Raw genomic sequence first — 22,427 nt, 5'->3', positions numbered from 1 at the left:
AGGTTCCCACAAGTGGAGATTTCACTATATTTCCAGTGAGTTTTTGTGTATCATCTGCTCTGTCTGTGTCTTTCTGATTCTGTGCGGCGGCCTGTAAAGTCGGCTGTACTGTTGGCTGATAACCAGCCGCAAAGGATGCTGTATCTGCGCTTGCGGCTACCTGCTGTACGATTGTCTTCTCTGTTGACATGGAAATATTTAAGTTTCCATCCTGCAAATTAAATTCTGTCAGATTAGAATCGCTGACTGCATGAATGAGTTCCAGTATATTTGATAATTCCATCTACTTAGTCCTCGTATTTCTTAATAAGTAAGGAAGCATTATGTCCACCAAATCCAAGAGAGTTGGATAATGCATATTTAATGTCCATCTTAACCGGGCCATCTCCTACATAATCCAGGTCACATTCCTCATCTGGCACCTGATAACCAACTGTCTGATGAATCAGGCCTTCCTGAAGTTCTTTTACACAGGTGATCACTTCTACAGCACCGGCTGCTCCGAGAAGGTGTCCTGTAATAGATTTCGTAGAATTTACTTTCATTTCTTTTGCATGTTCACCGAATGTTTTCTTAATAGCGATTGTCTCAAATAAATCATTATGATGTGTGCTTGTGCCATGAGCGTTTACATACCATACGTCATCTGTGGAAATTCCAGCTTCTTTTACGGCAAGTTCCATAGCTTTGGCAGCTCCGGAACCGTCCTCTGCCGGAGACGTGATATGAAATGCATCACCTGTTGCACCGTATCCTACAACTTCACCAAGAATCTTCGCACCGCGTGCTTTTGCGTGCTCCAGTTCTTCGAGAACAACGACACCGGCACCCTCGCCCATGACAAAGCCGCTTCTTTCTTTATCAAACGGAATAGAACATCTTTTAGGATCTGTGGAAGATGTCAGCGCAGTAAGCGCCGCGAAACCACCAAATCCTGTTGGTGTAATGGCAGCTTCTGTTCCGCCTGCAACCATAACATCTGCATCAGAACACTGGATGGTACGATATGCTTCACCGATACTGTGGGTTCCTGTCGCGCAGGCAGTCACAACATTGATGTTTTTTCCGCGAAGCCCAAACTGAATGGAGACATTTCCGGATGCCATGTTGGAAATCAGAAGCGGAATCATCAGTGGATTCAGTCTGCCTGGTCCTTTCGTGTTAAGAATTTCGCAGGATTTCTCAACAACCTGCATGCTTCCGATACCACTTCCAACGCTGCATCCAACGCGAAATGGATCTTCTTTCGTCATATCCAGTCCGGACTGCTCAATTGCCTCTTTTGCCGCAGCTACTGCATACTGGCTGAAAAGTTCCATACGCTTTGCCGATTTAAAATCCATATAATCTTTTGCATTGAAATTATTGATTTCTGCTGCCATATGTGCTCTGTATTTACTTGAATCAAAACGTGTGACTTCCGCAAAATTTGTTTTGCCTTCTTTCACGCTGTTCCAGAATTCTTCTACACTCAATCCTACCGGAGTGATTGCTCCCATTCCTGTGATTACAACTCTTCTCATTTTATTACATATAATCTCTGTTTATCCTCTTTGAGGATAATGGATTATTCCCCTTTCTCCCTGTTTCCTGGGTTTGGTCTTAGTTATCTGTCAATATCTTATTCTCACTTTACAGTTCATCGTATTTCCCGATTTTATATCCCTGGGAAAACTTATACATTCATTCCACCATCCACACTGATGACCTGTCCTGTGATATAATCTGCTTTGTCTGATGCCAGAAATACCGCCACATTCGCGATATCTTCCGGTTTTCCAAATCGTCCCAGGATAATCTGTCTGCAGGCATTTTCCCTGATTTCTTCTGAAAGAACGCCTGTCATCTCTGTATCCACAAATCCCGGTGCGATTGCATTTACTGTGATACCGCGGCTTCCGAGTTCTCTTGCCATTGTCTTTGTCAGACCGATCACACCTGCTTTAGACGCTGCGTAATTTGCCTGTCCCGCATTTCCAAGAATTCCGGAAACTGAAGAAATATTAATAATTTTTCCACTCTTTTGTCTCAACATCTGACGGGCACTGTGACGAATTGTATTAAATGTACCTTTCAGATTCACATTCAATACAGAATCAAAATCCTCTTCCTTCATTTTCATGATCAATCCGTCTTTCGTAATTCCTGCATTATTAACCAGAATATCCAGACGTCCATGCTCTTTCACAATGTCTTTGATCATTGCTTCACATGCCTCAAAATCACTGACGTTACATTTATATATAGAAGCTTTTCCGCCATTTTCATTGTTGTTTCACTTCTTTCGCTCTTTCTTCAGAACCGTTATAATTAACGACTACCTCTGCACCTTCTTTCGCAAGGGCAATTGCAATCGCACGTCCGATTCCACGTCCCGCACCTGTGACAAGTGCAACTTTATTCTCCAGCATTTACAGGCACTCCTTTCTTACTGCTTCCAAGTCTTCTATTTTCTCTATGTGTAATGCTTTCACATTCCTGTTAATCTTCTTGAGGAAGCCTGTCAGAGTTTTTCCCGGTCCAATCTCAATAAACGTATCTACACCATCATTTATCATCTGCTCCACGCATTGCTGCCAGCGGACAGAAGAAGAAACCTGTTTTACCAGCAGATTCTTTACTGGTCTGATTCTGTAACATATTGTGCAGTCACGTTTGTCACATACGGAATTGCGAAAGTCTGGATTTCTATTTTCTCCAGTTCTTCTCCAAGCTTTTTACCTGCTTCCTTAAGAAGCTCGCAGTGAAACGGTCCACTGACCTTAAGCGGAATCACACGTCTTGCGCCGGCTGCTTTTAATGCTTCTCCCGCTGTCAAAACCGCCTTTTCCTCTCCTGTGATCACAATCTGTCCAGGGCAGTTATAGTTGGCAATGGATACGATTCCCGGCGTCTCTTCGCAAATCTTCTCAATCAGTTCTGCATCTGTTCCAAGAATTGCTGACATCGCACCGCCTGTCGGATATGCCTCCTGCATCAGGATTCCTCTTTTTCTTTCTATGGCAAATGCATCCTCTTCTCTCATTACTCCAGAGGCTGCAAGCGCACCATATTCTCCAAGGCTTAGTCCTGCATTTACCTGAGAGTGGATTCCCGCTTCCTCTACAGCTCTTAAGATTGCGATTTCTGCTGTCAGCATTGCAATCTGTGTATATTCTGTAATATTTAAATTCTCATTTTCCTCAAAGCACAACGTCTTTATATCCAACCCCGAGACTTTCGAAGCTTTTTCAAATACTTCACGGCTTACAGGAAATTTTTCATAAAAATCTTTTGCCATTCCTGTGACTGTGCGCCCTGTCCTGGAAATACAAATGCAATTTTGGACATATCATTTTCCTTTCTTCATTTCTACTCAATAGTCAAGTGGATAAAAGTATTCCTTTTCGTTACTTGATTCGTTTAAACCAGTATAAATTCTCTTTAGTATGTTTATTATTTCAAATTATTTTGATTTAAAATATTTTGATATTCAAATTATAATATCAAAAAATTATCCCCGGCGTCATTTCTGACTCCAAGGAACGATTCATAAATCACTGTAATTAAGCTTCTACGCCTTTACCTTTAAGGTAATCCATAACAGCACCAACTGTTGTTAAAGTCCTGTAAGGTCTTCAGCCGGGAATATCTCCATATTGTATTCATCTTCCAGAGCCATAACCAGTTCAAACAAATCAAGGGAATCTGCTCCAAGGTCATCCTTAAAAGATGTCTCAGCAGTAATCTCTGCTGCATCACAATTTAACTGTTCTGCGATCATTTCACTCATTTTTTCTAGCACAGTTCTTTTCTCCTTTAATCCAAGCCCGGAATATCCTGTTTTCTGCCTCCGGTTATTACTTGTTTCTTCATTTTTGAATGAAGTAATAACCGGAGGCAGAAAATAGGATATTCCGGGCTTGGATTAAAGGAGAAAAGAACTATGTTAGAAAAAATGAGTGAAATGATCGCAGAACAGTTAAATTGTGATGCAGCAGAGATTACTGCTGAGACATCTTTTAAGGATGACCTTGGAGCAGATTCCCTTGATTTGTTTGAACTGGTTATGGCTCTGGAAGATGAATACAATATCGAGATTCCGGCTGAAGACCTTACAGACTTAACAACAGTTGGTGCTGTTATGGATTACCTTAAAGGTAAAGGCGTAGAAGCTTAATTACAGTGATTTATGAATCGTTCCTTGGAGTCAGAAATGACTCCGGGGATAATTTTTTGATATTATAATTTGAATATCAAAATATTTTAAATCAAAATAATTTGAAATAATAAACATACTAAAGAGAATTTATACTGGTTTAAACGAATCAAGTAACGAAAAGGAATACTTTTATCCACTTGACTATTGAGTAGAAATGAAGAAAGGAAAATGATATGTCCAAAATTGCATTTGTATTTCCAGGACAGGGCGCACAGTACACAGGAATGGCAAAAGATTTTTATGAAAAATTTCCTGTAAGCCGTGAAGTATTTGAAAAAGCTTCGAAAGTCTCGGGGTTGGATATAAAGACGTTGTGCTTTGAGGAAAATGAGAATTTAAATATTACAGAATATACACAGATTGCAATGCTGACAGCAGAAATCGCAATCTTAAGAGCTGTAGAGGAAGCGGGAATCCACTCTCAGGTAAATGCAGGACTAAGCCTTGGAGAATATGGTGCGCTTGCAGCCTCTGGAGTAATGAGAGAAGAGGATGCATTTGCCATAGTAAGAAAAAGAGGAATCCTGATGCAGGAGGCATATCCGACAGGCGGTGCGATGTCAGCAATTCTTGGAACAGATGCAGAACTGATTGAGAAGATTTGCGAAGAGACACCGGGAATCGTATCCATTGCCAACTATAACTGCCCTGGACAGATTGTGATCACAGGAGAGGAAAAGGCGGTTTTGACAGCGGGAGAAGCATTAAAAGCAGCCGGCGCAAGACGTGTGATTCCGCTTAAGGTCAGTGGACCGTTTCACTGCGAGCTTCTTAAGGAAGCAGGTAAAAAGCTTGGAGAAGAACTGGAGAAAATAGAAATCCAGACTTTCGCAATTCCGTATGTGACAAACGTGACTGCACAATATGTTACAGAATCAGACCAGGTAAAGAATCTGCTGGTAAAACAGGTTTCTTCTTCTGTCCGCTGGCAGCAATGCGTGGAGCAGATGATAAATGATGGTGTAGATACGTTTATTGAGATTGGACCGGGAAAAACTCTGACAGGCTTCCTCAAGAAGATTAACAGGAATGTGAAAGCATTACACATAGAGAAAATAGAAGACTTGGAAGCAGTAAGAAAGGAGTGCCTGTAAATGCTGGAGAATAAAGTTGCACTTGTCACAGGTGCGGGACGTGGAATCGGACGTGCGATTGCAATTGCCCTTGCGAAAGAAGGTGCAGAGGTAGTCGTTAATTATAACGGTTCTGAAGAAAGAGCAAAAGAAGTAAAACAGACAATCGAAGAAAATGGCGGAAAAGCTTCTATATATAAATGTAACGTCAGTGATTTTGAGGCATGTGAAGCAATGATCAAAGACATTGTGAAAGAGCATGGACGTCTGGATATTCTGGTTAATAATGCAGGAATTACGAAAGACGGATTGATCATGAAAATGAAGGAAGAGGATTTTGATTCTGTATTGAATGTGAATCTGAAAGGTACATTTAATACAATTCGTCACAGTGCCCGTCAGATGTTGAGACAAAAGAGTGGAAAAATTATTAATATTTCTTCAGTTTCCGGAATTCTTGGAAATGCGGGACAGGCAAATTACGCAGCGTCTAAAGCAGGTGTGATCGGTCTGACAAAGACAATGGCAAGAGAACTCGGAAGCCGCGGTATCACAGTAAATGCAATCGCACCGGGATTTGTGGATACAGAGATGACAGGCGTTCTTTCAGAAGAAATCAGGGAAAATGCCTGCAGACAGATTATCCTGGGACGATTTGGAAAACCGGAAGATATCGCGAATGTGGCGGTATTTCTGGCATCAGACAAAGCAGATTATATCACAGGACAGGTCATCAGTGTGGATGGTGGAATGAATGTATAAGTTTTCCCAGGGATATAAAATCGGGAAATACGATGAACTGTAAAGTGAGAATAAGATATTGACAGATAACTAAGACCAAACCCAGGAAACAGGGAGAAAGGGGAATAATCCATTATCCTCAAAGAGGATAAACAGAGATTATATGTAATAAAATGAGAAGAGTTGTAATCACAGGAATGGGAGCAATCACTCCGGTAGGATTGAGTGTAGAAGAATTCTGGAACAGCGTGAAAGAAGGCAAAACAAATTTTGCGGAAGTCACACGTTTTGATTCAAGTAAATACAGAGCACATATGGCAGCAGAAATCAATAATTTCAATGCAAAAGATTATATGGATTTTAAATCGGCAAAGCGTATGGAACTTTTCAGCCAGTATGCAGTAGCTGCGGCAAAAGAGGCAATTGAGCAGTCCGGACTGGATATGACGAAAGAAGATCCATTTCGCGTTGGATGCAGCGTTGGAAGTGGTATCGGAAGCATGCAGGTTGTTGAGAAATCCTGCGAAATTCTTAACACGAAAGGACCAGGCAGACTGAATCCACTGATGATTCCGCTTCTGATTTCCAACATGGCATCCGGAAATGTCTCCATTCAGTTTGGGCTTCGCGGAAAAAACATCAATGTTGTGACTGCCTGCGCGACAGGAACCCACAGTATCGGTGAAGCATATCGTACCATCCAGTGTTCTGATGCAGATGTTATGGTTGCAGGCGGAACAGAAGCTGCCATTACACCAACAGGATTTGGTGGTTTCGCGGCGCTTACTGCGCTGACATCTTCCACAGATCCTAAAAGATGTTCTATTCCGTTTGATAAAGAAAGAAGCGGCTTTGTCATGGGCGAGGGTGCCGGTGTCGTTGTTCTCGAAGAACTGGAGCACGCAAAAGCACGCGGTGCGAAGATTCTTGGTGAAGTTGTAGGATACGGTGCAACAGGTGATGCATTTCATATCACGTCTCCGGCAGAGGACGGTTCCGGAGCTGCCAAAGCTATGGAACTTGCCGTAAAAGAAGCTGGAATTTCCACAGATGACGTATGGTATGTAAACGCTCATGGCACAAGCACACATCATAATGATTTATTTGAGACAATCGCTATTAAGAAAACATTCGGTGAACATGCAAAAGAAATGAAAGTAAATTCTACGAAATCTATTACAGGACACCTTCTCGGAGCAGCCGGTGCTGTAGAAGTGATCACCTGTGTAAAAGAACTTCAGGAAGGCCTGATTCATCAGACAGTTGGTTATCAGGTGCCAGATGAGGAATGTGACCTGGATTATGTAGGAGATGGCCCGGTTAAGATGGACATTAAATATGCATTATCCAACTCTCTTGGATTTGGTGGACATAATGCTTCCTTACTTATTAAGAAATACGAGGACTAAGTAGATGGAATTATCAAATATACTGGAACTCATTCATGCAGTCAGCGATTCTAATCTGACAGAATTTAATTTGCAGGATGGAAACTTAAATATTTCCATGTCAACAGAGAAGACAATCGTACAGCAGGTAGCCGCAAGCGCAGATACAGCATCCTTTGCGGCTGGTTATCAGCCAACAGTACAGCCGACTTTACAGGCCGCCGCACAGAATCAGAAAGACACAGACAGAGCAGATGATACACAAAAACTCACTGGAAATATAGTGAAATCTCCACTTGTGGGAACCTACTATGCAGCTTCCTCACCGGACAGTGCCCCATTTGTAAAAGTGGGAGATAAAGTAAGTAAAGGGCAGGTCTTGGGTATCGTTGAGGCAATGAAGCTGATGAATGAAATAGAATCAGAATTTGACGGAACAGTTAAAGAAATTCTGGTAAAAAATGAGCAAATGGTAGAGTTCGGACAGCCCATGTTTGTGATAGAATAATGTACTCTCGGAATCTTTTTGTACTTGATTTTATGAGAAGATTTTTTGTCAGATGTGCCCGGATTTTTGAGGCGTACGCGGTGCGTACGTTGATAAAATTCGGGTGCATCTGGCGAAAAATCAGCCATAAAAGCAAGTGCAATAAAGGCTCCAAGAGTATATAATAAAGGAAAGGAGGTATTGCTGCTGTATCAGGAGTAAACAGTAGCAGATAAAGCTCATGAAATTAACAACAAAAGAAATTATGGAAATTATTCCACACAGACATCCGTTCCTTTTAATTGATACGATTGAAGAACTGGTGCCGGGAGTGAGAGCAACAGGAAAGAAATGCGTAACTTATAATGAGCCATATTTTGCAGGTCATTTTCCGCAGGAACCGGTAATGCCGGGAGTACTGATCATTGAGGCACTTGCCCAGACAGGAGCAGTTGCAATCTTAAGCAAACCGGAAAATAAAGGAAAAATCGCATACTTTGCATCTATCAATAATGCGAAATTTAAAAATAAAGTAGTACCCGGAGATACTCTGACTCTGGAAGTAGAGATTATCAAAGAAAAAGGTCCTATGGGAGTCGGCAGAGCAAAAGCCACCAATCAGGACGGCAAGGTAGCAGTAATCGCAGAATTGACCTTTGCAGTAGGAGCATAAAAATGTTTGGAAAAATTTTGATCGCCAATCGTGGAGAGATTGCAGTGCGGATCATCCGCGCCTGTCGTGAAATGGGAATCCGTACGGTTGCTGTTTATTCGGAGGCGGATAAAGATGCCTTACATACTCAGCTTGCAGATGAAGCAGTCTGCATTGGTAAAGCGGCGTCTACAGACAGCTATCTGAATATGGAACGGATTTTAAGTGCTACGATTGCCACAAAGGCAGAAGCGATTCATCCGGGATTTGGTTTTCTGTCAGAGAACAGCCGCTTTGTAGAAATGTGTGAGAAATGTAACGTAGCATTCATTGGTCCGTCCGCAGAAGTAATTTCCAGAATGGGAAATAAATCTGAGGCAAAAAACACCATGCGAAAAGCCAAAGTTCCGGTAGTTCCGGGAACAAAAGAGCCGGTTTATACAGTCACACAGGCACAGGAAGCTGTAAAGGAGATAGGCTTTCCGGTCATGATCAAGGCATCCGCAGGTGGTGGCGGAAAAGGAATGCGAGTGGCAAGAAACGAAAAGGAATTTGGCAAATTATTTGAGACAGCGCAGCAGGAATCGATACATTCTTTCTCTGATAATACGATGTATCTGGAACGATTTGTGGAGAATCCAAGACACGTAGAGGTACAGATTCTTGCCGATAAATACGGAAATGTGATCCATCTTGGAGAACGTGACTGTTCTGTACAACGTCGCCATCAGAAGATGATCGAAGAATCACCGTGTATTGCAATTTCAGATAAACTTCGAAGGAAAATGGGGGAGACAGCCGTTCTTGCCGCAAAAGCCGCAGGCTATGAAAGTGCCGGGACAATCGAATTTCTTTTGGACCAGTCCGGAGAATTCTACTTCATGGAAATGAATACCAGAATCCAGGTAGAACATCCAGTGACAGAATTTGTATCAGGCGTGGATCTGATTAAAGAACAAATCCGTATTGCAGCAGGAGAACCATTAAGTATCAGGCAGAAAGACATAGAAATTCGCGGACATGCCATGGAATGCAGGATTAATGCAGAAGATCCTGCGAGACATTTCATGCCATGCCCGGGTAAGATCACAGGATTACATCTGCCTGGAGGAAATGGGATACGTGTAGACACCGCAGTATACAATGACTATGTAATTCCACCATACTACGATTCCATGATTGCGAAGATTATCGTCTATGACAAAGACCGTCACAATGCTATCCGCAAAATGATCAGTGCACTGGGAGAAGTTGCAATAGAAGGGGTAAGGACGAACGTAGATTTTCTGTATGAACTCCTCAACCAGCCGGATTTCCAGGAAGGAAATATCACCACAGATTTCATACCACAGCATTATCCGGATTTGTGATAAAGATTTTATAGAGAAATTACGGCGCTAAAACGACCCGCCGCAGGCAGAATTGATTTGAGAAAAGAAGAGAAACGGGTTACATAAAGGAGCAGGATCAATGGCAGACTTAAAAAGATTTTTTAAAAAAACAATTTCAGAAGAACGGCATAAACAGGCCGCATCTGTTTCCGTACCGGAAGGGTTATGGATTAAATGTCCGAAATGCGGAGAAATGGTTTATAAAGAAGACGTAATATCCAATGCCTATGCGTGCCCGAAGTGCGGAGGATATTTTAGAATCAGCGCAAAACGCCGCATTAAGATGATCGCAGACGAGGGAAGCTTTAAAGAATGGTTTACGGGAATTGAAAATAACAATCCCCTGGACTACCCGGACTACCCACAGAAAATAGAAAACCTGAAAGAAAAAACCAGACTGGATGAAGCAATCTTAATTGGGGAAGCCACCATCGGAGGGATCCGGACAGTAATCGGCGCCATGGATACCAGATTTCTGATGGCATCCATGGGCTATGTAGTCGGAGAAAAAATAACCCGCACATTCGAAGAAGCAACAAGACAGAAACTTCCGGTCATTCTTTTCTGCTGCTCCGGCGGCGCCAGAATGCAGGAAGGAATCATCTCCCTGATGCAGATGGCAAAGACATCCGCAGCCATTAAACGCCATTCAAAAGCAGGACTTCTTTACACCTCTGTACTGACAGATCCAACAACCGGAGGCGTTACAGCAAGCTTCGCCATGCTTGGAGACATCATCCTGGCAGAACCTGGCTCATTGATCGGATTTGCAGGTCCAAGAGTCATCGAACAGACCATAGGTCAGAAACTGCCAGAAGGCTTCCAACGCCCGGAATTTCTTCTGGACCACGGCTTTCTGGATGGAATCGCAGAACGTGGATCCATGAAAGAGGTACTGTCTTTGGTATTAAAAATGCACAGCACCAGAGAACAATACAAAGAATTTCCTAAAGAAACTGTCGCAAGAGCAATTGATACTTTTGGAAAAAAGAAAAAACAAAAGAAACAAAAAAATTTCACTGCCTGGGACAGAGTTAAAATTGCCAGAAGTAATGACCGCCCGTCGGCCGCAGAGTATATTGATACAATCTTCGACGACTTTATGGAATTCCATGGTGACAGAGGTGTTAAAGATGATGCCGCAATCATCGGCGGAATTGCCACGCTCGACGGACAGCCGGTAACAGTAATCGGAATCCGTAAAGGCCACACTACAAAGGAAAACATCAGATGCAACTTCGGAATGCCCTCCCCGGAAGGATATAAAAAAGCTCTCCGCCTGATGAAACAAGCCGAGAAATTTGGCCGGGCAGTCATCACATTCGTAGACACCCCCGGAGCATTCTGCGGACTCGAAGCCGAAGAACGAGGACAAGGAGAAGCCATTGCACGCAATCTTTTGGAAATTTCTGATCTCAAAGTGCCGGTACTCTCTATCGTAATCGGAGAAGGCGGCAGCGGTGGTGCCCTTGCATTGGCCGTAGGAAACGAAGTCTGGATGATGGAAAATGCAACCTACACCATTCTCTCCCCGGAAGGATTTGCATCCATCCTCTGGAAAGACAGCAAAAAAGCCCCCGAAGCCGCAGAAGTTATGAAAGTAACAGCAGCACACCTGAAAGAACTGGGAATCATTGAACGAATCATCCCCGAAGAACACCCCGCCAGCAAAGAAACCCTTCCGGAAATCGCAGAATACATGAAAATCCGCATGAAACAATTCCTTATAAACCAATCCGGAAAAACCGCAGAGCAGATCGCGCAGGAAAGGTATGAAAGATTTCGCAGAATGTGAGAACTAACGTTATGTTATACAGCCAGTATCCACCATGCGTCCCCTTTCTAAAACAAATTAAAAAAATTCCCATATCCTGTCTTGAAATAAAAAAGCCTCTGACGTATAATAAACCCGAAAGTAGAAAGGCGCTGCTTTTAAGCAGGGCCTTTTTTTACAGATTGACTAAAAATTCAGGAGTGAAAAGTTATGGCTAAGATCAGAACAAGATTTGCACCAAGCCCTACAGGCAGAATGCATGTTGGAAATTTAAGAACAGCATTATATGCATACCTCATTACAAAACATGAAGGCGGAGATTTTATCCTCCGTATTGAAGATACAGACCAGGAACGTTACGTAGAAGGCGCTGTAGACATTATCTACCGTACACTCGCCAAAACAGGACTGGTTCATGACGAAGGTCCGGATAAAGACAAAGGATTCGGTCCGTATGTACAGAGTGAACGTCAGGCACAGGGAATCTATCTGAAATATGCACAGCAGTTAGTAGAACAGGGAGATGCTTACTACTGCTTCTGTCAGAAAGAAGAACTGGAAGGCATGAAACGAGTTGTTGCAGGCAAAGAAATTTCTATCTATGACAAACGCTGCCTCAGACTTTCTAAAGAAGAAGTACAGCGCCGTCTGGATGCCGGAGAACCACATGTTATCCGTTTCAACATGCCGACAGAAGGAACAACAACCTTCCATGACGTAATCTATGGAGATATCACAGTAAATAACGAAGAACTTGAAGATTTGATTCTTATCAAATCTGACGGATATCCGACTTACAACTTCGCAAATGTTATTGATGACCATTTAATGGAGATCACTCACGTAGTAAGAGGTAACGAATATCTTTCCTCAGCTCCGAAATACAACCGTATTTATGAAGCATTCGGATGGGATATCCCGGTTTATGTACATTGTCCTCTGATCACAGATGAGACACATCAGAAACTTTCTAAACGTTGCGGACATTCCTCATATGAAGATCTGCTGGATCAGGGATTTGTTTCAGAAGCAATTATCAACTATGTTGCACTTCTTGGATGGAGTCCGGCTGACAACAGAGAAATCTTTACACTGGATGAACTGGTTCAGGCATTTGATTATCATCATATCAATAAATCACCGGCAGTCTTTGACGTTGCAAAACTTCGCTGGATGAATGGTGAGTATATTAAGAAAATGGATCCGGACAAATTCTATGAGAAAGCTCTTCCGTACATGAAAGAGGTTCTGAAGAAAGATTATAACTTTAAGAAGATTGCCGGAATGGTTCAGACAAGAATCGAGACATTCCCTGATATCCTGGCTCTGATCGATTTCTTTGAGGAAGTACCGGAATATGATTCTGCTATGTACTGCCACAAGAAAATGAAAACAAATGAAGAGACCTCTCTTGCAGTATTAAAAGAAGTACTCCCGGTTCTTGAAGAGCAGGAAGATTACATGAACGATCCGTTATATGAGACATTAAGCGGCTTTGTCAAAGAGCACGGTTATAAGAACGGATATGTAATGTGGCCTTTACGTACTGCTGTTTCAGGTAAGCAGATGACACCTGCCGGTGCAACAGAGATTATGGAGATCATCGGTAAAGATGAGACGATCAAACGAGTAAAGGCGGCTATTGAGAAATTAAGCAAATAAATATGAAGAGAAATCCATCTCAGCTTCGGGCTATCGCTCACCTGTCGGGACCTATGATGGTTCTGGCAGGTCCCGGCTCGGGGAAAACATCCGTTATTGTGGAGAGAACTGCATACATGATCAATGAGGGGAAGATACCGGCTTCTTCTATTTTGGTTGTAACTTTTTCCAGAGCATCGGCGACAGAGATGAAAGAACGATTTTTGAAATTCGTGGGACAAGACAGAAGCGAAGTGACTTTTGGAACATTCCACGGAATTTTTTATGGGATCTTAAAGGCGGCATATCATCTGAGTGCGGCTAATATTCTTTCTGAGGAAGAGAAGTATAGTATTCTGAGGGAAATGACTGAGAAATATGGACAGGAAATGGCACAGGAAGGAGATTTTCTTGAGGAGATTGCCAAAGAAATCAGTGTTGTAAAGGGAAATTGTATTTCTCCGGAGTACTATTATGCTTCCTGCTGTTCAGATGAGATTTTCAGGGATATTTTTCGAGGATATAAGCAGACGCTGAAAGCAAAACGTAAACTGGATTTTGATGATATGATATTGTGTTGCTATGAACTTTTTTCCCAGAGACCAGATATTCTGAATGCATGGAGACGAAAGTTTGTCTATATCCTGGTGGATGAGTTTCAGGATATTAACAGCTTGCAGTATAAGATTTTGCAGATGCTGGCTGCCCCTGCCAATAATTTATTTATTGTGGGGGATGATGATCAGTCTATCTATCATTTTCGGGGAGCGAGACCGGAGATCATGCTGAATTTTACAAAGGATTATCCGAAAGCGGAGACTGTTCTTCTGGATGTAAATTACAGATGCAGTAAGAATATTTTACATACAGCGATGGAAGTGATTTCATGCAATACGAAACGATTTAAGAAGCAGCTTACTACACCGAATGAAGAAGGAATGCCAGTCACCTGCAAGGAATTTGATAATCCCAGAGAAGAGTATATGTGTGTGGTAGCGGCTTTGAAAAAGAGACTGGAGCGTGGTGAGAATCTGGAAAATACAGCGATTCTGCTCCGTACCAATCAGGAGTCAGAAGGGCTGATTAATGCACTGATGGAGTATCAGGTTCCATTTACCATGAAAGAGCAGCTGCCCAATCTTTTCCGCCACTGGATCTGCCGCAGTATTCTGGCTTATCTTGAGATGTCGGCAGGTGACAGAAGCCGGAAGAATTTTCTGGAAGTGATGAACAGGCCTAATCGATATATTTCAAGGGAAGCTTTGAAGAATACACAGATTAATTTTGAGCAGTTACGGGAATATTATAAAGATAAAGACTGGATGTGTGACAGAATTACTACATTGGAGACTCATCTTAAGATTCTTGGCACACTTTCTCCTTTTGCCGCAATTAATTTTATCCGAAAAGGAATGGGATTCGAAGAATACTTGCGCGAATATGCACAGTATCGTAAAATAAAACCAGAGGAACTGCTTGAAACTCTGGACAGGATTCATGAAAGTACAAAAGGGATGAAAAACCTTGCACAGTGGCAGGTATACATAGAGGAATATACAAAGAGACTGAATGAACAGGCGAGAAAGCAACAGGATCACAGAGCGGGAGTGACCATATCCACCCTTCATGCTGTGAAAGGCCTGGAATATGATATCGTGTATATCCTGAATGTCAATGAGGGAAGTATTCCTTACCGTAAGGCAGTTCTTGCAGAAGCAGTGGAAGAAGAACGAAGATTGTTTTATGTAGGTATGACGAGAGCAAAGAAGAAACTTGTACTTTCCTATGTGAGACACCAGTATGAGAAGGAACGGGAGCCATCTCGGTTCCTTGAGGAGACAGGCCTATGAATAAAGGAGTAATTTATTATACGAAGATACGGGAAGAATATGTGGGTGCGCATATGGAACACATGATCGCAGAGAAGCTTTTGGAGACTGCGCTCAGAAAGGAATATAATATCAATCTGAGTTATGAGCCGAGAGCGGAAGGTGAACATGGGAAGCCTTTCCTATCTTATCGTCCGTCTTTACATTATAATATCAGTCATTCGGGAGAATATGTGGTATGTATTCTGGCTGACCAGGAAGTTGGAATTGATGTACAGATTCATCGTAAGGCTAATTATGAGAGGATGCTTAAGCGCATGGTACCGGAAGATGAGTATAATGAGATTCTGGCAAGCGCGGATATGCAAGAGCGTTTTTTTGAACAGTGGGTATTACGGGAAGCTTATATTAAATGGACCGGTGAAGGGCTTTCCAGGGACTTAAGGACAATATCAATGAATGAAGGCAGCAGTATGCTCCTTGACATGGAAGATGGTTACAGTGGAGCCGTATGGGCAATGAATCCCATGGAAATCTGCTGGAAGTTTGAAGATATCATACTACTTGGGTAAGACATGAATAAACAGACGAAGAAAGAAATCCGAAGACTGGCAGTGAAGGTGCTGATGGTTGTATTTGCACTTGGACTGGCTTTCTGGGGATATGCTTTCGTATACAGAGGTAAGACAGAGCCTCCTGCAAAATATCTTGTAACGAATCAGGATGCAGCAGTGTATTCACTGCGGGGACAGATTCAGATGCTGTCACAGCAGGAGGAATTGAACAAATTTGCTTTTGATGGCAGAAAAAAAGAAAAGGAGTACGGAACTTATATCATTCCGGGGCTGAAATATACCAGAACGTTTCTGAATGCACAAGGTACGAAGCAGGCAGTATGTACATCCATGACCCCGCAGGGCCTTGCGGTAACGGATGAGTATGTACTTGTAAGTGCATACTGTCATACGGCAAAACACAACTCCGTTATATATGTGATAAACAAAAAAACTCACAGATTTATCAAAGAAGTCGTGCTGCCTGGTCTGCCTCATGTAGGGGGACTTGCATACGACCCGGATCATGATATGTTGTGGTACTCTTCAAATACGAATGGGATTGCGCAGGCAGTCAGTATTAAGATGGATGTTCTGAGAGAGTATAATTATGCAGACAACCATATGCCTGTGCAGGTAAACCAGACATGCAGTCTTTACGGAATCGTGAGAGATTCCTTTATGACCTTTTATAAGGGATGCCTGTATGTTGGCTGTTTTAACAAATATACAGAAAGTATGATCGCAAGATATGCGGTAGATGAGCAGGGAGACCTGGTGAATACTTTTGACGAGGAATTAGGCATGATGTTTGAGATGGCAGTTCCTCTGGATTATTCTACGATATCAGAGCAGGCACAGGGGATGGCTTTTTATAACGATAAATTGCTGCTGTCCCATTCTTTTGGAATTTTACCGTCTCGAATTGTTTTCTACGAGCAGTCAGATAAGAGACTGTATGTAAATGAAAATTCCGCCAGATCATACAGAATGCCTGAGATGATCGAGCAGATCGTAGTAGATGGAGATGAACTCTACGTACTTTTTGAATCAGGTGCCTATGCGTACAGAGGATATGCAGGCAATGTGGTAGACCGTGTGCTGAAACTGGATCTTACTAAAATGGAAGACTCCTATCAGGAAGAGTAATAAAAACGGTTTGTCCACATATATTATGATATGCAGGATTGCGGGAGCTGTTTACAGCGGAGCAATCTGTAGATATTGAGGTAAAGAGGTGAGACACATAGAAGCGCAGCAGATTGAAAACCTGTTTGCCGGAAATATCCGGCAGTTACTGATGGATGCGGAGCTTAACTATGATAAATTATATGAAATACGCCTGAGGGTAGGGCGTCCGTTATTTCTGACATATGACGGAGGAGAATGTTTCTTGAGAAAACCGGGCCAGGAGCAATATCTGGTAACAAGGGAGGATCTGAAAGAAACATTAGAATACGTGACAGGATATTCCCTGTATGCTTATGAAGATGAGATCAGACAGGGATATATCAGTGTTCAGGGCGGTCACAGAGTAGGAGTGACCGGTAAAGTCGTGCTGGACAGAGGCAGGATCATGGGAATGAAGTATATTTCCTGTATTAATGTCCGTCTGGCCCATGAGATCCAGGGATGCGCGGATAAAGTAATGTCTTATATCCGTACAGAGAAATGGGTTGCAAACACACTGATCATCTCACCGCCGAGATGTGGAAAGACTACCTTATTGAGAGATATCATCAGGCAGCTGAGTAACGGCTGGGCAAACACTCCTGGCCTGACTGTCGGTGTGGTGGATGAGAGAAGTGAGCTGGCAGGATGTTATCAGGGGATTCCGCAGAATGATCTGGGGATGCGCACAGATGTGCTGGATTGCTGTCCGAAATCGGAAGGAATGCAGATGCTGGTGCGTTCCATGTCACCGGATGTGGTGGCTGTGGACGAATTGGGATGTGAGGAAGATTTCAAGGCAGTTGAGTCAGTGATCCATTGTGGATGTAAGCTGATCGCAACTGCACATGGAAATTGTCTGGAAGATGTTCTGGAGCAGCCATTTTTCTATAAGCTCATGAGTGAAAAGGTATTTGAACGATATATTATTCTTGACAAAAATGATCAGGCAGGTTGTCTTGAGGCCGTGCTTGACGAAAATGGCAGGGTATGCTTAAAACAATAGGATTATGTGTGATTATGATTTCCGGCATTGGCATTGGATCAGCCAAGAGTGCTGAACTTGGAAAACGAAAGAAAATGCTGGAAATGATTTTACGGATGATCATCCTCTTAAGAGGGGAAATACGCTATGGAAATAAATCTCTGTACGATGCTTTTACAGGCGCTTCCGGTAAACTGGAAGGAAAGTACAGAGAATTTTTTATACTTACTGCACAGGAGATGAAAAAGAAAACAGGAGTGACTTTTGGCAGAATATTCAGAGAATGTGCAGGGAAATGTCTTGATCTGAGCTGCCTTTCTAAAGAGGAAAGAGAACGTTTTTATTCACTGGGAGACCGACTGGGTTATCTTGGATTGGAGATGCAGCTGAAACAGTTGGACCAGCTGGAAAAAGAAACCGAATATGCAATCAGGGAACTTGAGAAAGATTTTCATGAAAAAAGAAAATTATACCGTAGTATGGGAATTCTGGGCGGAATATTTGTAGTTGTTCTTTTCCTGTAATGGAATCAAAAGGCAGAAGCCGGAAAGGAGAGACTGTGGAGGTAAGCCTTATTTTCAAAATCGCTGCAGTGGGAATTCTGGTCTCCATTCTCTGCCAGATTCTGAAGCACAGTGGAAGAGAAGAACAGGCATTTCTTGTGAGTCTGGCAGGGCTTTTGATGGTGCTGTTCTGGATTGTTCCGTATATTTATGAATTGTTTGAGAGTATTCAACAGTTATTTGTACTTTGATCAGGCAAGTAGTGAAAGCGGATTTCGAATACTTGATTCAATTGAAAATATTAATCTGTAATCTTATGCTTAGCATCAGAAAGGATGACGATCATGGATATTGTAAAAGTTTCGGTCATGGGAATCTGCGGAATGATGTTAGGATTTATTTTGAAAGAAACCAGACCGGAGTTTGCAGCACTTGTGACTATGACAACCGGTTTTCTGATCCTTAGTCTGGCGGCCGGAAAGGTTTCATATTTGTTTGAAACGATGAACAGACTGAAAGAAAGCTTTCCCATAGACAGCAGTTATCTGACGGTTCTGATAAAGATCATTGGTATTACATATATCGGACAGTTTTCATCAGCAATCTGTAAAGATGCTGGATATCAGACGATCGGAACACAGATAGACCTTTTTTGCAAGTTGTCAGTAATGGTATTAAGCATGCCGGTGTTGCTGGCAATCCTTGATACGATTTCGGAGTTTATGATATGATGCAAAAAGAAATACGCCTACATAAGAAAATCCTGCGCAAGAAGATACTGCGCAGGATAGCGGCAGTGATGATCATGCAGGGTATTATATTTTTTGGGAAGCAGACAGTACTCGTAAAAGCTGCTACACAGAATGAGCAGCAGGAAGAATCGACTTCTTTGGCGTTACAGGAGCAACTGCTCGATGAAATACAGATTGATGATATGCAGAAGATGCTAAACGAGATTATGGCTGACCATACATTTTCCGTCAGAGAAGCATTACTGAATTTAATAAACGGGGAAGAACCGATTTCAAAAGAGACTGTACGAAGTTTTTTGTGCAGTCTCTTTTTTTCGGAAATGAAGAATGAGAAGGAGATGATATGGAAACTGTTGCTGATCATACTGATTGCGGCGGTGCTGGCAGAGTTTGCAGATGTATTTGGAGATGGACAGGTTGGAAGTATCAGTTTTTATATTGTTTATCTTGCTCTGTTTATGATACTGATGGAGAACTTTACACGATTAGGAAATGTTCTGTCGCAACGGCTTATGGGACTGGTAAATTTTATGAAAGTATTGTCTCCGGCTTATTTTATGACAGTAACTGCTTCAACAGGGGCTGCAACGGCAGCTGTGTTTTATGAGGGTGTTCTTTTGATGGTATGGGCGATTCAGTGGCTGCTTGTAAATCTGTTTCTTCCTGTCATTAACTTGAGCGTACTTCTGAAGATGGTAAATCACCTGTCAAAAGAAGAAATGCTCAGCAAAATGGCTGAACTTCTGGATGTTGCTGTGAGCTGGGGGCTGAAAACACTTCTGGGAACTGTAGTGGGACTTCAGATTGTGAGGAACATGGTAAGTCCTGTGATCGATACGTTGAAAAGATCTGCCATAGGAAAAACTGCAAGTGCAATCCCCGGAATCGGAAATGCGGTAACTGCGGTGACAGAGCTGGTGCTGACCAGTGCGGTGATGGTTCGAAACAGTCTGGGAGTTGTGATCGTCATTTTATTACTAGTGATCGGAGCAGGCCCGGTGCTTCATTATGGGAGCCTGTCACTGATCTATCGCTTTCTGGCGGCACTTGCACAGCCTGTCTCGGATAAAAGAGTTGTGGGAGCGCTGACAACAATGGGAGAAGGCTGTGCGTTGCTTCTGAAACTTCTGATGACTGCGGAAGTACTTTGTATGCTGACTTTTTTAATTGTTATTGCAGGCGTATCCTGAAACAATCATAGCACAGCTGATTTTCCTGGCCGGCTATAGAATATTCAGCAGGAGGAGTGGATGAAAAAAGAGCTGTATTTATGGATCCGGAATCTGGCTGTGTTTTATATTTTTTTTACAGCTGTTCTCAATCTGGTTCCGGATAAAAAATATGAAAAATATGTGCGTTTTTTTATGGGGCTGCTACTGATATTTATGATGAGCACACCGATATTTTCTATTCTTGGAAAAGGTCAGGAACTGACGGTGAGTTTTCTGGAGAACTTTTCGAGGGAGAATAAAGAAAAAGAACTTCAGGAATTTCAAAATCTACAAAAGATATATCTGGAAAAAGGCTATGAAATGGAGCTGGAACAGAAAATCAGAGAATCTTTGGAAAAAAGAGGCATAGAAGTATATAAGGTGAAAGTAAATATAGAAGGAGAGGACGCGCAGGCAGAGATTTTACTAAAGAAAAAGATTTCGCAGGAAGAGAAAAGGGGGATCGCAGATGAACTGGTGGAAGAATGGGGGATTAATGAAAACAGGATTCATATCCAAACTGCCAAAGATGAGTCCGGCAAAGTGGGGGATTCTCTTACTTCTTGGGATACTTCTGGCCGTGGCAGCGATGCCAGTCTCTGATAAGAAACAAAAGACCACTTTTGCATTGAATGAAACAGCAGATCTTCAAAAAAGCATGTTGGAAGAAAAACTGGAAGCGCTTCTTGAAAATGTGGACGGAGTGGGAAAAGTACAGGTCATTCTGATGACAGATGAGAAGAAGGACGGACAGAGTTTTTATAATTCCGGCACGATACAGGTGACAGGCGTTCTGATCTCGGCAGAAGGAGGTGGAGATCCTGTGGTGATACGGGAGATTCAGGAGGCAGTAATGGCATTATTTCAGGTGGACGCTCATAGAATTAGAATAATGAAAATGAAATGAGGAGAGAAATGTGAAAAAAGTCATCAAAAAAAATCAGGTCATCATTACATCACTGGCAATTCTCATTGCAGTAGCAGGATATCTGAACTTTGCAGATGTAGATCTTGGATTTAAGGATAAGGAAGCAAGTACGGACAGCAGCAGTATCCTTGAAGATGCGGGATATGATCTCACAGATGAGACAGCCCTTTTGGATGAAAATCAGTCGGATAAAAGTGCAAGTCTTACAGATGACAGCCTCACAAACAGCCAGGAAACAGATACGCCGGGAGAGGCGGTGCTTACAGGTTCTACCGGATTTGCCGCACAGGCAAAAATCAGCAGAGAACAGGTTCGGTCTCAGAATAAAGCTGACCTCCAGGACATTATCAATAATGAGGGGATTGATGATGAAGAGAAGCAGGAAGCAATACATACCATGGTTTCTATGACAGACCTTTCGGAGAAAGAAGCGGCGGCAGAACTTTTGCTGGAAGCGAAAGGATTTAAGGATGTCGTGGTAAATCTTACCGGAGAAACTGCAGATATAGTAGTTCCGGATGCGGAACTTTCTGATGCCCAGAGGGCACAGATCGAAGATATCGTAAAAAGAAAGACAGGAATTGCCGCAGAGAATATTGTGATCACTCCGCTGAAAGAAGGAGAAGATGTTGCAGAGGACAGCGTAGACACAGCGGCAGATGTTGGTGAAAGTTCAGACACATCAGACGGATCATCAGATGATACTTTCTATGAGGACAGTGAGACATCCGCACAGCCATATGAAGATGCAACGATTGACACGACTGACATTTATGATTGACAGCCCGACAGAAATATCCTGAAAATCAACAGACATATATCTTGACAGAAAAGCGGTGCATATACTAGAATAGGAATGCTGTAAAAAAATAGGAAACGTAACAGATACTGTTTGGCTGGATGCTGGACAGTTGCAGATAATAATTAATCTAAGAAAGCGTACAGGAGGCTAAACGTGTCTAAGTATACGAACGAAATAGAAAAAAGAAGAACATTTGCCATTATTTCCCACCCGGATGCAGGTAAGACAACACTGACTGAGAAATTCCTGCTGTATGGCGGAGCTATCAACCTTGCCGGTAGTGTTAAAGGTAAGGCAACTGCCCGCCATGCAGTATCAGACTGGATGGAAATCGAGAAAGAGAGA

22 protein-coding genes and 4 pseudogenes are annotated in these 22,427 nt (G+C 42.5%); 21 read left to right on the top strand and 5 right to left on the bottom strand.

From position 1 onward, the window contains the following. From AC058W_RS15195 to acpP (AC058W_RS15175), 5 genes and pseudogenes are all read right to left on the bottom strand, one after another. A pseudogene (locus AC058W_RS15195) lies at positions 1-283 on the bottom strand (acetyl-CoA carboxylase biotin carboxyl carrier protein); the annotation flags it as partial. A gap of 4 nt (positions 284-287) precedes the next feature. Beyond that, positions 288-1,523 carry a beta-ketoacyl-ACP synthase II gene (gene fabF / locus AC058W_RS15190; RefSeq protein WP_117845695.1) on the bottom strand — a complete coding sequence of 412 codons (1,236 nt, stop codon included), beginning with the start codon at positions 1,521-1,523 and terminating at the stop codon, positions 288-290. Positions 1,524-1,675: 152 nt separating this feature from the next. Beyond that, positions 1,676-2,411 (bottom strand): annotated as a pseudogene (gene fabG, locus AC058W_RS15185) (3-oxoacyl-[acyl-carrier-protein] reductase). Beyond that, positions 2,412-3,330, bottom strand: a pseudogene (fabD, locus tag AC058W_RS15180) (ACP S-malonyltransferase). Positions 3,331-3,545: 215 nt separating this feature from the next. After that, positions 3,546-3,784, bottom strand: a pseudogene (gene acpP / locus AC058W_RS15175) (acyl carrier protein). Positions 3,785-3,925: 141 nt separating this feature from the next. Between acpP (AC058W_RS15175) and acpP (AC058W_RS15170) the strand changes: the two are divergent. From acpP (AC058W_RS15170) to AC058W_RS15070, 21 genes are all read left to right on the top strand, one after another. Continuing rightward, the gene (gene acpP / locus AC058W_RS15170; protein ID WP_117677142.1) at positions 3,926-4,159 is read left to right on the top strand and encodes an acyl carrier protein; all 234 of its coding nucleotides are present in this window, start codon (positions 3,926-3,928) and stop codon (positions 4,157-4,159) included. 215 nt (positions 4,160-4,374) lie between these two features. Continuing rightward, positions 4,375-5,295, top strand: coding sequence for an ACP S-malonyltransferase (fabD, locus tag AC058W_RS15165; protein ID WP_117677141.1), 921 nt, complete (start codon positions 4,375-4,377; stop codon positions 5,293-5,295). Further along, the gene (gene fabG, locus AC058W_RS15160; RefSeq protein WP_117677140.1) at positions 5,296-6,036 is read left to right on the top strand and encodes a 3-oxoacyl-[acyl-carrier-protein] reductase; all 741 of its coding nucleotides are present in this window, start codon (positions 5,296-5,298) and stop codon (positions 6,034-6,036) included. A 152-nt stretch (positions 6,037-6,188) separates the two neighbouring features. Beyond that, positions 6,189-7,424, top strand: a complete 1,236-nt coding sequence (fabF, locus tag AC058W_RS15155; RefSeq protein ID WP_117845695.1) for a beta-ketoacyl-ACP synthase II — start codon at positions 6,189-6,191, stop codon at positions 7,422-7,424. 4 nt (positions 7,425-7,428) lie between these two features. Further along, positions 7,429-7,911 carry an acetyl-CoA carboxylase biotin carboxyl carrier protein gene (gene accB, locus AC058W_RS15150; RefSeq protein ID WP_117845697.1) on the top strand — a complete coding sequence of 161 codons (483 nt, stop codon included), beginning with the start codon at positions 7,429-7,431 and terminating at the stop codon, positions 7,909-7,911. Positions 7,912-8,131: 220 nt separating this feature from the next. Then, complete coding sequence (gene fabZ / locus AC058W_RS15145) at positions 8,132-8,563, top strand: 3-hydroxyacyl-ACP dehydratase FabZ (RefSeq protein ID WP_118630076.1); 432 nt, start codon at positions 8,132-8,134, stop codon at positions 8,561-8,563. A 2-nt stretch (positions 8,564-8,565) separates the two neighbouring features. Further along, positions 8,566-9,912: an acetyl-CoA carboxylase biotin carboxylase subunit gene (locus AC058W_RS15140; protein ID WP_479390265.1), complete on the top strand. Its 1,347-nt coding sequence runs from the start codon at positions 8,566-8,568 to the stop codon at positions 9,910-9,912. Positions 9,913-10,012: 100 nt separating this feature from the next. Then, positions 10,013-11,728, top strand: coding sequence for an acetyl-CoA carboxylase carboxyltransferase subunit alpha (locus tag AC058W_RS15135; RefSeq protein ID WP_118411631.1), 1,716 nt, complete (start codon positions 10,013-10,015; stop codon positions 11,726-11,728). 189 nt (positions 11,729-11,917) lie between these two features. Beyond that, positions 11,918-13,369, top strand: coding sequence for a glutamate--tRNA ligase (gene gltX / locus AC058W_RS15130; protein ID WP_118590742.1), 1,452 nt, complete (start codon positions 11,918-11,920; stop codon positions 13,367-13,369). A 2-nt stretch (positions 13,370-13,371) separates the two neighbouring features. After that, complete coding sequence (locus AC058W_RS15125; RefSeq protein WP_479390264.1) at positions 13,372-15,198, top strand: ATP-dependent helicase; 1,827 nt, start codon at positions 13,372-13,374, stop codon at positions 15,196-15,198. Then, on the top strand, positions 15,195-15,749 hold the full coding sequence (locus tag AC058W_RS15120) for a 4'-phosphopantetheinyl transferase family protein (RefSeq protein WP_117845705.1): 555 nt from the start codon (positions 15,195-15,197) through the stop codon (positions 15,747-15,749). Before AC058W_RS15125 ends, AC058W_RS15120 begins: the two co-directional genes overlap by 4 nt. Before the next feature lie 3 nt (positions 15,750-15,752). Then, positions 15,753-16,880, top strand: a complete 1,128-nt coding sequence (locus AC058W_RS15115) for a YncE family protein (protein ID WP_118630074.1) — start codon at positions 15,753-15,755, stop codon at positions 16,878-16,880. An 88-nt stretch (positions 16,881-16,968) separates the two neighbouring features. Continuing rightward, the gene (gene spoIIIAA / locus AC058W_RS15110) at positions 16,969-17,907 is read left to right on the top strand and encodes a stage III sporulation protein AA (RefSeq protein ID WP_242986889.1); all 939 of its coding nucleotides are present in this window, start codon (positions 16,969-16,971) and stop codon (positions 17,905-17,907) included. Further along, positions 17,892-18,410, top strand: a complete 519-nt coding sequence (locus AC058W_RS15105; RefSeq protein WP_117677130.1) for a stage III sporulation protein AB — start codon at positions 17,892-17,894, stop codon at positions 18,408-18,410. Before spoIIIAA ends, AC058W_RS15105 begins: the two co-directional genes overlap by 16 nt. A gap of 35 nt (positions 18,411-18,445) precedes the next feature. After that, positions 18,446-18,640, top strand: coding sequence for a stage III sporulation protein AC (gene spoIIIAC / locus AC058W_RS15100; RefSeq protein ID WP_117677161.1), 195 nt, complete (start codon positions 18,446-18,448; stop codon positions 18,638-18,640). 93 nt (positions 18,641-18,733) lie between these two features. After that, positions 18,734-19,120, top strand: coding sequence for a SpoIIIAC/SpoIIIAD family protein (locus tag AC058W_RS15095; RefSeq protein ID WP_243098524.1), 387 nt, complete (start codon positions 18,734-18,736; stop codon positions 19,118-19,120). After that, positions 19,117-20,331 carry a stage III sporulation protein AE gene (locus AC058W_RS15090; protein WP_118590738.1) on the top strand — a complete coding sequence of 405 codons (1,215 nt, stop codon included), beginning with the start codon at positions 19,117-19,119 and terminating at the stop codon, positions 20,329-20,331. Before AC058W_RS15095 ends, AC058W_RS15090 begins: the two co-directional genes overlap by 4 nt. Positions 20,332-20,391: 60 nt before the next feature. After that, on the top strand, positions 20,392-20,955 hold the full coding sequence (locus AC058W_RS15085; protein ID WP_117845710.1) for a stage III sporulation protein AF: 564 nt from the start codon (positions 20,392-20,394) through the stop codon (positions 20,953-20,955). Beyond that, the gene (locus AC058W_RS15080) at positions 20,942-21,259 is read left to right on the top strand and encodes a hypothetical protein (RefSeq protein ID WP_243009382.1); all 318 of its coding nucleotides are present in this window, start codon (positions 20,942-20,944) and stop codon (positions 21,257-21,259) included. Before AC058W_RS15085 ends, AC058W_RS15080 begins: the two co-directional genes overlap by 14 nt. A 10-nt stretch (positions 21,260-21,269) precedes the next feature. After that, complete coding sequence (locus AC058W_RS15075) at positions 21,270-22,061, top strand: SpoIIIAH-like family protein (protein ID WP_117845712.1); 792 nt, start codon at positions 21,270-21,272, stop codon at positions 22,059-22,061. 174 nt (positions 22,062-22,235) lie between these two features. Further along, positions 22,236-22,427 (top strand): GTP-binding protein (locus AC058W_RS15070; RefSeq protein ID WP_479390263.1); only part of this gene is annotated, 192 nt, incomplete at its 3' end.

This window comes from Blautia sp. CGZ-1-C1 (genome assembly GCF_056504575.1).
This window is presented reverse-complemented; position numbering and strand designations above follow the sequence as displayed.

Coding starts and splice junctions, on each gene's coding strand:
- AC058W_RS15085 (WP_117845710.1), top strand. CDS start 20,392: ATGAAAAAAGAGCTGTATTTATGGATCCGGAATCTGGCTGTGTTTTAT.
- AC058W_RS15090 (WP_118590738.1), top strand. CDS start 19,117: ATGATGCAAAAAGAAATACGCCTACATAAGAAAATCCTGCGCAAGAAG.
- AC058W_RS15135 (WP_118411631.1), top strand. CDS start 10,013: ATGGCAGACTTAAAAAGATTTTTTAAAAAAACAATTTCAGAAGAACGG.
- AC058W_RS15140 (WP_479390265.1), top strand. CDS start 8,566: ATGTTTGGAAAAATTTTGATCGCCAATCGTGGAGAGATTGCAGTGCGG.
- fabG (WP_117677140.1), top strand. CDS start 5,296: ATGCTGGAGAATAAAGTTGCACTTGTCACAGGTGCGGGACGTGGAATC.
- accB (WP_117845697.1), top strand. CDS start 7,429: ATGGAATTATCAAATATACTGGAACTCATTCATGCAGTCAGCGATTCT.
- AC058W_RS15120 (WP_117845705.1), top strand. CDS start 15,195: ATGAATAAAGGAGTAATTTATTATACGAAGATACGGGAAGAATATGTG.
- AC058W_RS15080 (WP_243009382.1), top strand. CDS start 20,942: ATGCCAGTCTCTGATAAGAAACAAAAGACCACTTTTGCATTGAATGAA.
- fabF (WP_117845695.1), bottom strand. CDS start 1,523: ATGAGAAGAGTTGTAATCACAGGAATGGGAGCAATCACTCCGGTAGGA.
- fabZ (WP_118630076.1), top strand. CDS start 8,132: ATGAAATTAACAACAAAAGAAATTATGGAAATTATTCCACACAGACAT.
- AC058W_RS15115 (WP_118630074.1), top strand. CDS start 15,753: ATGAATAAACAGACGAAGAAAGAAATCCGAAGACTGGCAGTGAAGGTG.
- acpP (WP_117677142.1), top strand. CDS start 3,926: ATGTTAGAAAAAATGAGTGAAATGATCGCAGAACAGTTAAATTGTGAT.
- AC058W_RS15095 (WP_243098524.1), top strand. CDS start 18,734: ATGGATATTGTAAAAGTTTCGGTCATGGGAATCTGCGGAATGATGTTA.
- AC058W_RS15105 (WP_117677130.1), top strand. CDS start 17,892: ATGCTTAAAACAATAGGATTATGTGTGATTATGATTTCCGGCATTGGC.
- AC058W_RS15125 (WP_479390264.1), top strand. CDS start 13,372: ATGAAGAGAAATCCATCTCAGCTTCGGGCTATCGCTCACCTGTCGGGA.
- fabD (WP_117677141.1), top strand. CDS start 4,375: ATGTCCAAAATTGCATTTGTATTTCCAGGACAGGGCGCACAGTACACA.
- gltX (WP_118590742.1), top strand. CDS start 11,918: ATGGCTAAGATCAGAACAAGATTTGCACCAAGCCCTACAGGCAGAATG.
- fabF (WP_117845695.1), top strand. CDS start 6,189: ATGAGAAGAGTTGTAATCACAGGAATGGGAGCAATCACTCCGGTAGGA.